The sequence below is a fragment of the Veillonella sp. CNR 79/14 genome (genome assembly GCF_003992185.1).
Taxonomy (GTDB): domain Bacteria; phylum Bacillota; class Negativicutes; order Veillonellales; family Veillonellaceae; genus F0422.
Map to the genome: position 1 here is coordinate 72,308 of NZ_RQVH01000005.1, position 14,069 is coordinate 86,376.

Consider the following 14,069-nt stretch of genomic DNA (forward strand, 5'->3'; position numbering starts at 1 on the left):
TACCTCATATAATACATGTTAATATACGTGTTAAATCTTCTTTTGTGGCCACGTATGGATTCCCTGGGTAGGTACGATCCACCATAGCCTGTTGCACTAATGTAGGAAAGGAATCCTTAAAGGAAACTTCATCAATACCAAACTCTTTCATTGTTATAATGCAACCCACTCGACGTGCTAAAGATTGTGCACATCGTACTAAAGCAGCAATTTGTGCACTTTCATCATCAGATTCGGTGGTTAAGGAGAGTTTTTGTGCAATCGAAATGTATTTTAATTTAGCCTCATTAGAGTTGGCTGCATTATACATAATGACATAGGGCAATAGCATCGCATTGGCTAATCCATGCGGTACATGGAATTGACCGCCCAATTGATGTGCTAAGGCATGGGTAATGCCTAGACCAGCTTGATTGAAAGCTAGCCCTGCCATGCAGGATGCTTCATGCATCGCTGCTCGTGCTACTTCGTCAGTTCCACGCTCTACACATGTTGGTAAATTCTTAATAACTAATTCTATTGCTTTTTCAGCTAATGCATCGGTAAAATGATTGGCCTCTGTAGCCACCAAGGCTTCCATGGCATGTACAAGTACATCCATGCCGCTATAAGCGGTTACTTTTGGCGGTGCCGATTTCACAAAGAATGTTGTTAAAATCGCTTCATCTGGCAATAAGCTGTCATCTGCCAACGGATACTTTATACCTGTTTTAGTATCTGTAATAACAGCAAAGGATGTCACTTCAGATCCAGTTCCGCTAGTTGTTGGTATGGCAATAAATTTTTTAACGCAGATGCCATAAATTGTTTTACAGAAATAGTTAATACCTTTCGCTGTATCAATGGCAGATCCTCCGCCAATGACGATCAGTACTGTGGCTTTTTCTTTCTGTAATACCTCTACCCCTTTGACAATGGAATCAATAGGTGGATCTGGTACTACATTAGAATATACAACATAGGTATTGCTTGTATTCACCAAGTCAATCACTGTCTGTAATGCTGGTGTTCCTTCTAAAAATGGGTCACAGATGATAAAAATACGTTCTCCTTCTAATAAGCGAAGTCTTTCTAAAGCATCTGTTTTAGTACCATTGGCAGAGTGTTCTGTTTGTCCTGTAAAAATTTGCGTTTTAAATGACCATGATTCCATGATTACGCCCCTTGTATATATGACTGAAAAGCTCGTAGCCCTGCATTCACTATGAGCACATCTTCTTTTACAGTGCCGCCACTAATACCTAGACCACCGATTAGATGATTCTCTAACATTAGTGGCTCACCACCGCCAAATAAGACTATGGGTCTTTTGACCATCGTCTCAATACCATAAAGAGGAGTCCCTGGCTGCACTACGGCTCCTAACTTTTCTGTTCCGCACCGAAAAGCTACTGCTGTATAGGCCTTATTAGGGGCTAGTTCTATGCTTACACCAAGAGCTCGTTCCATACGCCGTTGATACACTAACGATCCGCTCGCATCCACAATAGCAATCACAACAGGAATTCCCAATCGTTTCGCCTCTTGTTCGCAAGCTTCAACGACAGTATCTACCACAGATTCAACGGTAATTCCTGTATATCTAGACCACTGTGCTGCTCGTCCAATGGGGGCAATTCCCTCTTGTGTAGTGGATGGCACGCGCTCTATGTTTGCAATAATATTTCGGACTGAATCATAAATATCCATGTCCATCCTCCTTACTAAAGGCTATTCTACTATTTAGTCAACAATGTTTCTACATCGTGATGTGGGCGAGGAATTACGTGAGTAGATACAACTTGGCCTACGTTACCAGCTGCTACTGCACCCGCCTCTACGGCTGCTTTAACAGCACCAACATCACCACGAACCATCACAGTTACTAAACCAGAACCAATTTTTTCATAGCCAGTTAATTCTACATTGGATGCTTTCACCATTGCATCTGCTGCTTCAATAGCTGCTACTAAACCTTTTGTTTCTACCATACCTAATGCGTTATTCATGATAAACCTCCTTATTTTTTAGAACTACTTTTCTTTTTAGCTTTAGTCGTTTTAGCTGATTTTTTAGCACCTGTAGCTTTCGGTGCTACTTCTGTTGTTGATGGTGTAGATTCTTCACCAATCACAATATTTGTCAGTTCAGCAATGGCTTCAGCCATTACTGTATCTGTTTCTTGTACTGTTTTTTCCGGCTCTGCCCCGACAGTTTCCACCACAGGTTCTGCTATAGGTTCTTCTTTCACAGCTGCCGGTTCTTCTTGTAAGAAGACATCGATAACAGTTTGCGATACTCTTGGAATCACTTTAGAGCTTACAAAACAACCCATCTCTTTTGCCACCATAGCGCCTGCTTCAACAGCTGATTGCACAGCTCCCACATCGCCTACTACTTTCACAGTAAACCAACCAAAACCATTAGCTTTGTCAATATTTACTACGTGCACATTAGATGCTTTTACCATTACATCGGACATGGTAACTGCGCCTAACAAGCCTTTTACTTCTAATAGTCCTAACGATTGATTCATATAAGCCTCACTTATCTTAAGCTAAATGCTTCACTTAATACACAACGACGAATGCGACAGAACGATCTTGCACATGTAATACCTTCTCCTGTTGGGCCTGCAATGGTAAAGGTAGTATGCCCTTCACCACCTACACCAATACCTGCATAGGATGGAGCATTTTTTACGAAAATTGTAGTTTCTAACAATCTCGCCATTTTAGATAATTTTTCTAAATTTTGAGAGTGCATCATCGCTGTGTGACGATTTCCCAATTCTGCGCGGTATGCACATTCTATAGCAATATCTACATTTGGAACCGCTACGATTGGTAAAATTGGCATCATCATTTCTTCTGTTACTAGGTGATGATGTTCTGATGTACGAGCAATGATTAATCGAATACTGTCATCTACCACAATGCCTACTAATGCTAATAAATCTTTTGCAGATTTACCTACAAAATCTGGATTTGGTTTACCATCTTTTTTAGTTACTTTTTCAACTAATGTATCTAGAATAGACATATCAGTAATTTCATAAGCACCATTCTTTTTCATATGGTATACCAATTGATCTGCCACAGATTCCACAACAAATACTTCTTTTTCAGCAATACATGGAACGTTATTATCAAAACTTGCACCACTGACGATATCTTTGGCTGCTTGTTCAATATGTGCTGTTTCATCTACGACTACTGGAGGGTTACCAGCGCCGGCGCCAATCGCTTTTTTACCAGAGGATAAGACTTGGTTTACAATTCCAGGTCCACCTGTAGCAACTAACAATCTTACTTTTGGATGACTCATCATGCATTGTGTACTTTCAATCGATGGTTCACGCACCATCGTTACCAAGTTGTTCGGAGCACCTGCCGCTTCTAGTGCTTTATTAATCATTTGCACTAAAATAGTAGATACTTTTTTAGCTCTTGGATGTGGGCTAAATACCACCGTATTACCGCCAACAATCATGGAGATAGAATTATTGATAATTGTTTCTGTTGGATTTGTTGTTGGTGTTATGGCACCAATCACGCCAAATGGACAAAATTCTTCAATTGTCAATCCATCATGACCAGTCATAGCACGCGTTTCCAACACTTCTTTACCTGGTGTTTTCACAGCAGCTACTCGGTTTTTAATCAATTTATCACTATATCTACCAATGCCTGTTTCTTCAACTGCCATGAGTGAAATCATTTCTAAATGATCTTTTTGTAACACAGTTTCACGGATGGCATCCACAAATGCATTACGATCTTGTAATGAAAAAGCTAACAACTCTCTTTGTGCCACTTCACTCGCATCAATCGCAGCCTCCATGGTATCAAACACGCCATATTCATAACGAGTTGTTTCCATACCTACGCCTTCTTGTTGTAAATCTTTCACTACTTGTTTCACTATACTTTCAATCATTTCTAAGTTCATTCGTATCTCCTCTATGATTTCGATACAATTCCAATATCATTGTTTTTAATCCGTCCTGCATTCGCTTCATCTACATCGATATGCATTTCTAAAGCAAACTTCGGCGATACTCGAATAATTACATTGGAAAATGTCAGCTCGCGTTCTCCATGTACAGTCACTGTCACTCGCTCTTTATCGATCACGCCCATACGTTTTGCATCATCAGGATGCATATGGATATGTCGATGCGCTACGATCACACCTTGAGAAATCGTTAATTTCCCTTTCGGTCCTAGTAACGTTATACCTGGAGTTTCCCGTAAATCACCAGATTCACGTATCACGCCTGGTACTCCCAACGTAAATGAATCTGTTAGAGAGATTTCCACTTGTGTATCATTCCTAAAAGGTCCCAAAATACGTACTTTTTCAATACTGCCTTTCGGTCCTACTAGAGTTACTGTTTCATTTGCAGCATATTGTCCTGGTTGTTTCAAGTCTACTTTTTTTGTCAGTTCATCTTGTCCAAATAAAACGGTATATGCTTCTTTTGACACATGAACATGACGATTTGAAACACCAATTGGTACGCTACATCTATTTAATTCTTGTAACTTTGCTATAACGCGCTCCGTTACTAAATGTAAATACTCAGATTGTTTCATAGGTTTCCACCAATCCATTAATGACTTGATCTCGATATTGTGAGATTGTTTTATGTTCATGTTTTTTGAAAATTTTACAAAAATAGCTCACATCACTATATCCCAATATGTTAGCAATATAGGATCCGCTCTTTTCCGTTCCAAGTATATATTCCTTCGCTAAATTTATTTTTTTCTTGTGTATATACTGCATAATTGTCATATTTAACTTATGTTTGAATATACGACTAATGTAGCCTTGGCTTACATTACAAGAAACAACTATATCTTTTAAAGAAATATCTTCTTGTATATGTGTATGAATATAGTAGAGAACAGTATGTAAAATTTCTTGTTTCCCTTGATATAGTTTCATAAACAGGAAATCAACAATTTTAAATGTCCATATAGCGAGTCCTTCTCCATATTTTGTATGTACAGGTTCCAACTGTATCTTTGACACCATCGTATGTAACTTCAATACATGCGTGTCTAAGACCTTGTGTTGTACCTGGTCTACTATTTCATATAGTTCACTGGCAATTGACTGGCTATCACTATGTTCATATGTATACTGACATACTTGGTATAATCTGTCATAGGCTACCTCAAAATCACCTTGCTGAAAACCTTGTACAATTCCCTCCAACAGATCTAGGGATTTCCCTGTGACCTCTTTTTCTTTAGTCATCCCCTTTGCTGGAATCCATTTATAAAAATCATCCCAGCTAAAAGGTTTATATAAATATCCAATTCCGGAATATTTCATAGTCATTTGGTTAACAGCTTGCGTTTCTTTATTCAACATCATCACAATCCGGCATGTTGGATAGGTGTAATAGATATGTCGAATAATGTCACCTGCTTTTTGATGGCTAATATCCATTGCTATATAAGCGACAGAAATTATTTCTTCCTTCGGTAAGGAAAGTACTTCTTGATATGTACTAATGCAGATGACCTCCGCTTGCATATGGAGTGCAATTCGTTTTTGTAGTGCTTTCATATGCAACTTATCGGTATCTACCAAAAGTATCTTCATCACAAAATACCTCCTTGTCTTATTCTACTGGATAGGATAACATCACCTGTATCCCATCCTTTGGCAATGGATAACAATGTACTTTAGCAGAAGTGCCATGGTATTCTATAAACGTTTGGTGTAATTTTAAAATAGCTTGACTCGTTGGAGATAAGGTTGACTCTATGGTATCTCCATGTATTAACCTCGTCACATCTTGTAGTAATTTGTGTAGTACAAGTACTTCATCAGAGTGAATCTGCAATGTATCATCTTCTATAATAATACATACTTGATCACCTTGGAGCTCTGCATGTAGTTTCATAGAAATCTTTGCATGCCCCTCTTGTTGCGCTCTTTCTGCCACTTGATATACATATTGCCATACGCTATAGGACGGTAACATGTAGTGCCACAGGCTCTCATCTACATCCATATGCCAGCCTATGTGGCAATCTTCACGATAGTTTAAGAGAGATACTGTAGATTCGATGCGCGAACATTCCTCTTTAATACTTGTTTCAAATAGACTATCATGATGAAGTGCTAATACATGAATATAATCCAGAATTGCTGCTTCCGTTTTTTCTGCTTCTTCTACTATAGATAAGCTATCTACTACGCTAAGTAATTTACAGTTACGTACCATATCTACATAGCGCTTATACTTTTCTAGCTCACTTTGTAAGCAGCAAATCTTATCTTCTGCTTCTAATACTTCTTTTTCTAATGCTTCTATACGATTTAAATTCTTTTGTTTATTTCTATTCGATACAATTTCATGATTTGTAAGTTGATTAATAATAAACTCCACTAGTTTTGCAATGGAAAGCACTTCATTATAGCTATATCGCTTAATATCTGCTAACTCTTCCGGATTCGTAGTTTCGATATCTTGGTTCACTAATTGTGCTCCACCAGGTACCATATTTTTACTCAACCGGACTATTGTATCTGGTACATCATCACATAGAATCTGTCCTCCAATAAATCCGCCTAAATAATGACCATCCACGATAATCGGTATAGCAATTTCTAAAAGTCCGCAAGGACAAATATAAATGCTCACCTCTTTATTAGTGGCAGCAATAATCGCACCTGATGCATCGGATAACTTACACAATAATGACGATGTAGGGTTATCTCTTATTTTCTTACAATAGTTGCAAAACCGTGTTGCTTCTGTTAATACATCACCTTTATAATCTACTGTCACAAAAGCTATTCCTGTCACGTTGGCAACCGCTTCTTGGATCCCTTCCAATAAATCATGACCTATGACAGTCATAATATCCAGTCCTGATTCTTCGTTTCGATTGTCTTCCAAAGTATTTCGTGGCATTCCTTTTTATTACCTTTCCTATACAATACGTAAAATATCTCTACTTATAGTATACGACAGTAATTGCAAAAACCATGTCAAAAAGTATGATTTTTGTCATGAAATTTAATCATAGTTATTATGTATAAGAACATAGCGTTTCTACATACACACATCTTCTGCGACGAACTAAATCTTTCGCCGTTATGGCTCCTTCACCAGTGACATTGGCAATCGTGAAAGATGTGGCTCCTACGCCACAGATACCAATTCCATCTAAGGAACATCCATTTTTGACAAAGATTGTAGTTCGGAAAGCTTTTGCTGCTTGCCGTAAACGCTCCGTATCGCGAGAATGAATGCCTGCTGTATGGTGATAACCTTGTTCTGCATCAACAGCAATTTGTAGGGCACTTTCAAAATTACTAGCTTTCACCACTGTAATCAATGGAGCTAATATTTCCTGTGTCACAAATGGATGGATTTTAACTGTTTCTACAGCAATCAAATCATAGGAACGATTCGTATGAATTCCTGCATCTTTTAAAATCTCATCTGCCGATTTACCGCCATATTGACGATTTACTTCCATATCTTCAGTCAAGAGAATTTTTGATAATTGCAACATTTCTCCCACTGAATCCACATAATACACATTGAGTCTTTCTAAGGCCGACCGAAATGCAGGTACTACAGATTCTACAATAATGACATTTTTCTCCGATGTACAGGTAATGTTATGATCGAAGGATGCGCCTTTGTGAATGCAATACGCTGCTCGATCGATATCAGCCGTTTCATCTACCACAAATGTAGGGTTCGCTGGACCTGCTGAAATAACCTTCTTACCACAGGCTAATGCGCTCCTAGCTGCATCTGACCCACCAGTAGATAAAATCAATTCTACATCAGGATGATTCATTATTTCATTAAGATATGTTAAGGAACAAGTATCTGGTGTGGTGATTAAGTTACATATGCCAAATTTATCTAAGATAATTTTATTCATCACTTTCGTAATATATTTAGATACTTCCATGGCTCTTGGATGTGGACAATGAATCACTACATTTCCTGCTGACAACAAACTAATTGTATTGTTGATCAACGTTTCACAAGGATTGGTACTTGGATGTATAGCACATACAACACCATATGGAAATGGTTCTGTTAAGACAATTCCATTTTCTCCCTGCGTTGTTCCTGTAATTAAATCTTCTGGGCCCGGCGTTTCTTCCAAAGCAAGTTTAATCTTAATGGCCTTATCTTCCGCTTTACCCATACCAGTTTCTTCACAAGCAAGCGCGGCAAATTCTAGACAATAGCTTCGTAATCCTTCACGGATAGCCTGAATCAACTGCTTCCGTTCCCGTAGGCTCAACTTTTGATAGATGTGAAATGCTTGTTTTGATGCATGCACAACCTGTGTTACTGAGGAAAATATCCCACCTTGGGTTCCCATATTTGCCTCCTTACTAAATAACAACAGAGTCTACAATACCAATGATTGCTAAATCTATGGTAGCCCCTTTTCGGTTCTCTTCCACTCGTACTGAAGACCCCGTTCCAACTAGCACATATTCACCTACACCAGCTCCTACAAAATCAGCTGCTACTTGTTCTCTATGAGCTGGCGAAAGCGATGCATCGACAGGCTGTATAATCATCAACTTATATCCTAATAGGGTATCACTTTTCTTCGTTGCTACAACATTACCAATCACTTTTGCTAAATACATGCTTACTCCTATCTCATAGGACTCAATTCATATGACGAATATGGTCTATGTATCGTATCCCTAACTCAAATATTGTTTGATAGTACCCTTGCACCATCTGTTGGTAGGGACCTGGTTCTTTTCCTGATAAAGGCTCTATGGATGTTGGCAGTACATAGATACTAGCACCTGCTGTAAAAGCTTTCTTTACCACTTCCGACAGATCCGATTGACTATAGCCTAAGGCAATATGAATGACATCATTTCTTCCTATATAAGGTAATACTATGCAATCGTGTTCTGTAAAAGCGGGTTCCTCTCCATAGGGATATTGCATAAGAAAAGGATGAATTTCTTTCACTCGACGTTCCATTTCTGGATCACCGTTCTTGGGAACAATGGCATGAACTTGTGTGAAGTCACATGTAGTCAATTGATTCGCCAACGCATAATTTTCATGATGCCACTGTTCATCAAAGACAACATATAATTTTCTTACACTTTGTTCATGAGATTGTTCTGCTAAAATACGTGCCACCATGTCTTCTAGGAGCCTAGATAGGTCTCTATCTTTCATAGTGCCTCCTCTAAAGTAGTGGCATATAAGGACGATGCCTCATATGCCACGCTACATTACGCTTTAAGAGTTGGAATAATACGTTCTGTATCGATGTGAGGACGAGGGATAACGTGTAAGGATACAACTTCGCCTACTGCACGAGCTGCTACTGCACCAGCTTCAACAGCTGCTTTTACTGCACCAACATCACCACGAACCATAACTGTTACTAATCCAGAACCAATTTTTTCATAGCCTACTAAGTTTACGTTAGCAGCTTTTACCATAGCATCTGCTGCTTCAATCGCACTTACTAAACCTTTTGTTTCTACCATTCCTAATGCATCTGAAACCATAATATCCTCCTATGTTTCTATACTAACCTATTAAATGTATGGTGTTGTACTCGATGTAGGTGTGTCACCTAAAGCACCAAGCAATTTAATACCCACTTCACGAGCTGCTTTCACAGCTTGACGAACAGCACCAGAGTCTCCAGAGAATGTTAAGATTACTTCGTTAGAGAAACTTGTACCAGATTTTGGTGATGCGTACGAAACAACTTCTACATTGGCAGATTTTACTGCTGTATCCGCAAGTACTGCACCAATCGCTGCTGGGCCTGCACATACCATACCAAAAGATCTACCTAATGGAGTGTTGAATACGGCTTCTAAACAATAGCTTGCACGTGCTGTGTATTGGAATTCCAAGTGACCTGCATCATTAGCGTATACATCTCCAAAGTATTTTGGAACAGCTTCCAATGCAATTTCAACAGCTCGACGAGCATCGGATACATCATGAGCACCGATATAGATCAAGGAACCATGACCTGCGCCACCTTTAGTATCACGAGGCAACTCTACTGTAATAATTTCAGTATTCGTTGCTTTGATTGCATCATCCACAGCCATAATTTGTGGGCCTGCGCCTACACGACCGCCGATAATACCGATGGATTTGAATTTTCCTAATCCCATTGTTTCTGTTAATAACGGATCCACACTGGCAATCACAAGACCAATTGTATCGCCCATTGCAGTACCTACAAATTCAGTAACTCCGATGGATCCTGCTGTTGTGCCTTGCGGCTTTTTAATGCCAAGTTCTTCTGATACTTGACCCATCACTTTTTCTAATAATGCTGTATCCATAGTACCTCCTAACCACCAATAATACAGTTTAAACCATATGATTCTACTATTTTTTTATACGTTTCCATTTCTTCTTCTGGAATCTTTGGTGTATTTTCTAATTCATATTCACGTCCCAATAGTTCATATTTCCCCTGCCCATAATTGTGATATGGCAACAAGTGTATGTCATGAACATTAGGCATATTTTCCTTCACAAACTCCGCTATACCACGAATATCTTCTTCGCTCGCATTAAACCCAGGAATCGTAGGAACACGCACTGTTGTATTTGCGATAGACTGTATGACTTTAGCCGACTCTTTGATCCTTGCGTTATCGACACCAGTGAACTTTTTATGTTGCTCTGGATTAACACTTTTGATATCTAGTAGAACTAAGTCGATGTACGGCATAATCTCTTCTACAATCTTTGTGTCATAATACCCTTCTGTTTCTATTGCGGTATGCCATCCTTGTGCTTTACAAGCTTTAAAGATTTCTTTAGCAAACTTTGGTTGTGTCAATGCCTCTCCACCAGATAAGGTGATGCCGCCATTGGACCGAAAGTACTGTGTGGCATCTTTTTTTAGTTCTCGTACTACCTGCTCGACACTCATCAACTTACCTTTCATAGAAAGTGCACTGGTAGGACAGACCATGGTACACTCTGAACAGTTGTCACAGAGTGTACGGTCAATCCAGTATGGGTTGCTATCAGCAATGGCCTGTTTAGGGCAAACTGCCTGACAAGCTTTACAACCAATACAGAGTTGTTTTCGATACACTACTTCAGGATAATATTGTTGTGATTCTGGATTAGAACACCATTTACATCGTAATGGACAGCCCTTCAAAAATACGATTGTCCGGATTCCTGGTCCATCGTGAATGGAAAAGCGTTGAATATCAAATACAGTGCCTTGTACACTATAATCTACTGATTCCATACGAACTTATCCTTTATATTATGTACCTACATTTCATGTTCTGTACGATTAATGATATCGTCTTGTACTTCTTTAGCCAATGTTACGAAGTGAGCGCTATAACCTGCTACACGAACGATCAAGTCTTGGTTATCTTCTGGATGTTCTTGTGCATCTAACAATGTTTGTTTATCTACAACGTTGAATTGAACATGGCTACCTTTTTTATCGAAGAAGCTCTTAATGATAGATACGAAGTTTTTCAAACCTTGTTCACCACCTACCGCAGCTGGTGTGAATTTTTGGTTGTACAATGTACCATTAGATGCTTGCGCATGGTCTAATTTTGCTACGGAGTTGGAAGCCGCTGTAGGACCGTTTACGTCGTTACCTTGGCGAGGGGATACACCGTCAGCCAATGGTTCAGTTGCTAAACGTCCATCTGGTAATGCAGCTACGTCTTTACCGAACAATACGTTAGCGGATACTGGGTAGATACCAGCTTGGAATTGACCGCCACGAGGGTTCATGTATTTATCCACTTCATTACAGTAGATTTTACCGCAACGATATGCGAATTGGTCTACCTCTTCAATATCATTACCGAAGGAATCAGTGTTTTTCAAGATATTACGGATAGTTGCATATTTGCTTGGATCAGCTTGTGATTTGCATCCACAGCTTGTACCTGTGCCAGTACCTTGTTTCAAATGAGATTCCAATGTAGCAATGTCGATAGATCCTGTGGAGGATAAGATTTTCTTAACTGCTTCATAGATTTGAGCTTCATCTAATGTAGATTCTGGAATAGATGGAGTGCAAATTGGAGCTGCGCTATCGCTATAACCGAAGTTAGCTTCTAATGCTTCACGCAATTCAGCTAATGTAAAGCGTTTATCTTCGAAAATATTTTTTTGGATTGCATATAAGGAGTCACCTGCGTCAGCAACACCGAATGCTTGAGGTCCTGTGAAGTTGTAGATCGCGCCGCCTTCTTGGCAAGATTTACCACGTTTGATACAATCATCAACCATCGCAGACATGAATGGCAATGGAGCGCGTTCCATGTGAGCGTAGTCAACAGCGTTGTCAGCTTTTGCTAAGTGACGAACGAAGTATTCCATTTGTTGTTGGTATGCTGCCAACAATTTATCCATAGTATCTAATTCTTCTAATTCCCCAGTTTTAGGTCCCAATTGTTTGCCATTACAACGTCCGTTGTTAAGAGTAATTTCAAGAACTTTTGCGATATTGAAGAACGCTGCATCATGCCAACCTTCAGTACGATGGCCCGCTTGTGGTTCAACACAACCGATGATACAGTAGTCACGAGCGTCTTTTAATGCTACGCCACGAGATACAAGAGCCAAGATGATTACTTCGTCATTGTAGAATGCTGGAACACCATAGCCTAAACGGGATACTTCGCAAGCACGATATAAGAATTCCATTGGGGCATTTTGATGTACACGTACAGAGAAGGATGGAGCTGGTAAGCGAACGTGTGCTACTGCTTCCATACACATGTAAGATACTTCATTTGTTGCATCTTTACCTTCAGAGTCTTGACCGCCTACGCAAAGGTTTTGGAATACTGCATAACCAGCGAATGCTTGTGCAGAGACTTCATCACGAGTTTTATTGATGTCGTTCAATTTAACCCAGATACAATCTACTAATTCTTGTGCTTTTACGCGATCAATTGGATCATCTTTTAAGTATGGATACATGTATTGGTCAAAACGGCCTGGGGAGATGGAGTGACCATTGGACTCAATTTGAACCATGATTTGTAAGAACCAGAAAGATTGACATGCTTCCCAGAAGTTACGAGCACCGAATTCAGGTACGCGATCACAGTTAGCGGCGATTTGTTGTAATTCTGCTTTACGAGTTGGACAAGATGTTTGACTTGCCAATTCACGAGCTTTTTCAGCATAGCGATGTGCGAATCGGATAGCTGCATTGTAGGAAATAATAACTGCGTTGTAGAATTGTTTTTTCTTAATGCTGCTAGGATCATCTTCGTCTAATGCATGTAATGCTGTAATTGTTTCTTCTAATACACCGCGGAAACCTTTTTCTAAGATTTTACCGTAGTCTACATTTACGTGTCCTACACCACCGAAGAAATAGTTACCTACTGTGAATACACCATTAGCGATACAATCTTTTGTATCTGGTTCCATATAGGAATCTGCTAAGGAGTGAGTTGTTTTGCCTTCCCAATATTTGAAAGCTTCATGTAATTCATGTTGTACTTTTTCAGAAATTTCAAATGGATCTGCCATACGTTTATGCATAGTATGGAATTCTTTTTCTACCCAATCATAGGAGAACTCTGGGCAAATTTCTGTGGATCGTGGGTTGATTGTGATTGAACCAACTACCAATTCATTGTCACGGATTGTAATCGGCAACTCGTTAAAGATTTTTTCAACAGCTTTAGCACGGCGGATAATCGTAGGCTGACCTTCGGTTTCCTTATAGGATTCTGTAATTAAGACTGCACGTTCTGATTCGACCTGTGGTACAGCATCAATAATTACTTTTCTCAACTTTTCAATTCGTTCTGTTGGTTTACTAAATCCTCGTTCTAGCATGTGTTAACCTCCTTACAACGTATAAATATAATTCATGCCTCTGTTCCATTCATGCGTAAATAGAATACTGTGCATGCTTCTTAAGAAAATGGTATCACATTTCAGGGTAGAACTGATAAAAATTTACAATCCAAATTTTGTAAAATACAAACCTTTATGTAATTGAAAAGTTAGATTAATTATCATCTCCTATCTCAAAATCTGCATGTAGTATATGTGTTTTCAG

General features: G+C 39.2%; 15 protein-coding genes. All 15 read right to left on the reverse strand.

Features of this window, described 5'->3' with window-relative positions:
• Window positions 1-4: 4 nt before the first annotated feature.
• On the reverse strand, window positions 5-1,153 hold the full coding sequence (locus tag EO119_RS03140) for a 1-propanol dehydrogenase PduQ (RefSeq protein ID WP_126940668.1): 1,149 nt from the start codon (window positions 1,151-1,153) through the stop codon (window positions 5-7).
• 2 nt (window positions 1,154-1,155) lie between these two features.
• A complete protein-coding gene (locus tag EO119_RS03145) occupies window positions 1,156-1,689 on the reverse strand; it encodes a heme-binding protein (RefSeq protein WP_009353670.1) in 534 nt (177 codons plus the stop codon).
• 29 nt (window positions 1,690-1,718) lie between these two features.
• The gene (locus EO119_RS03150) at window positions 1,719-1,991 is read right to left on the reverse strand and encodes a BMC domain-containing protein (protein WP_303733696.1); all 273 of its coding nucleotides are present in this window, start codon (window positions 1,989-1,991) and stop codon (window positions 1,719-1,721) included.
• 8 nt (window positions 1,992-1,999) lie between these two features.
• Window positions 2,000-2,515 carry a BMC domain-containing protein gene (locus tag EO119_RS03155; protein WP_126940669.1) on the reverse strand — a complete coding sequence of 172 codons (516 nt, stop codon included), beginning with the start codon at window positions 2,513-2,515 and terminating at the stop codon, window positions 2,000-2,002.
• A gap of 11 nt (window positions 2,516-2,526) precedes the next feature.
• Complete coding sequence (locus EO119_RS03160) at window positions 2,527-3,930, reverse strand: aldehyde dehydrogenase family protein (protein WP_009353657.1); 1,404 nt, start codon at window positions 3,928-3,930, stop codon at window positions 2,527-2,529.
• Window positions 3,931-3,941: 11 nt separating this feature from the next.
• Entirely contained in the window at window positions 3,942-4,577 is a 636-nt protein-coding gene (locus EO119_RS03165; RefSeq protein ID WP_126937829.1) for a phosphate propanoyltransferase, read from the reverse strand.
• Window positions 4,564-5,598 carry an AraC family transcriptional regulator gene (locus EO119_RS03170; protein WP_240632811.1) on the reverse strand — a complete coding sequence of 345 codons (1,035 nt, stop codon included), beginning with the start codon at window positions 5,596-5,598 and terminating at the stop codon, window positions 4,564-4,566. Before EO119_RS03170 ends, EO119_RS03165 begins: the two co-directional genes overlap by 14 nt.
• A 19-nt stretch (window positions 5,599-5,617) precedes the next feature.
• Window positions 5,618-6,919 (reverse strand): PocR ligand-binding domain-containing protein, encoded by a 1,302-nt coding sequence (locus tag EO119_RS03175; RefSeq protein ID WP_126940671.1) that lies wholly within the window; start codon window positions 6,917-6,919, stop codon window positions 5,618-5,620.
• A gap of 118 nt (window positions 6,920-7,037) precedes the next feature.
• Window positions 7,038-8,360: an aldehyde dehydrogenase gene (locus EO119_RS03180; RefSeq protein ID WP_009353655.1), complete on the reverse strand. Its 1,323-nt coding sequence runs from the start codon at window positions 8,358-8,360 to the stop codon at window positions 7,038-7,040.
• A 13-nt stretch (window positions 8,361-8,373) separates the two neighbouring features.
• A complete protein-coding gene (locus tag EO119_RS03185) occupies window positions 8,374-8,637 on the reverse strand; it encodes a EutN/CcmL family microcompartment protein (protein WP_009353718.1) in 264 nt (87 codons plus the stop codon).
• 22 nt (window positions 8,638-8,659) lie between these two features.
• Window positions 8,660-9,193, reverse strand: a complete 534-nt coding sequence (locus tag EO119_RS03190; RefSeq protein WP_009353648.1) for a hypothetical protein — start codon at window positions 9,191-9,193, stop codon at window positions 8,660-8,662.
• A 56-nt stretch (window positions 9,194-9,249) separates the two neighbouring features.
• Window positions 9,250-9,531 (reverse strand): BMC domain-containing protein, encoded by a 282-nt coding sequence (locus EO119_RS03195; RefSeq protein WP_009353643.1) that lies wholly within the window; start codon window positions 9,529-9,531, stop codon window positions 9,250-9,252.
• Between the two features lie 30 nt (window positions 9,532-9,561).
• Complete coding sequence (gene pduB / locus EO119_RS03200; RefSeq protein WP_009353719.1) at window positions 9,562-10,332, reverse strand: propanediol utilization microcompartment protein PduB; 771 nt, start codon at window positions 10,330-10,332, stop codon at window positions 9,562-9,564.
• Window positions 10,333-10,340: 8 nt separating this feature from the next.
• On the reverse strand, window positions 10,341-11,261 hold the full coding sequence (locus tag EO119_RS03205) for a glycyl-radical enzyme activating protein (protein ID WP_009353686.1): 921 nt from the start codon (window positions 11,259-11,261) through the stop codon (window positions 10,341-10,343).
• A gap of 26 nt (window positions 11,262-11,287) precedes the next feature.
• On the reverse strand, window positions 11,288-13,843 hold the full coding sequence (locus EO119_RS03210) for a glycyl radical protein (RefSeq protein ID WP_009353679.1): 2,556 nt from the start codon (window positions 13,841-13,843) through the stop codon (window positions 11,288-11,290).
• Window positions 13,844-14,069: the final 226 nt, after the last annotated feature.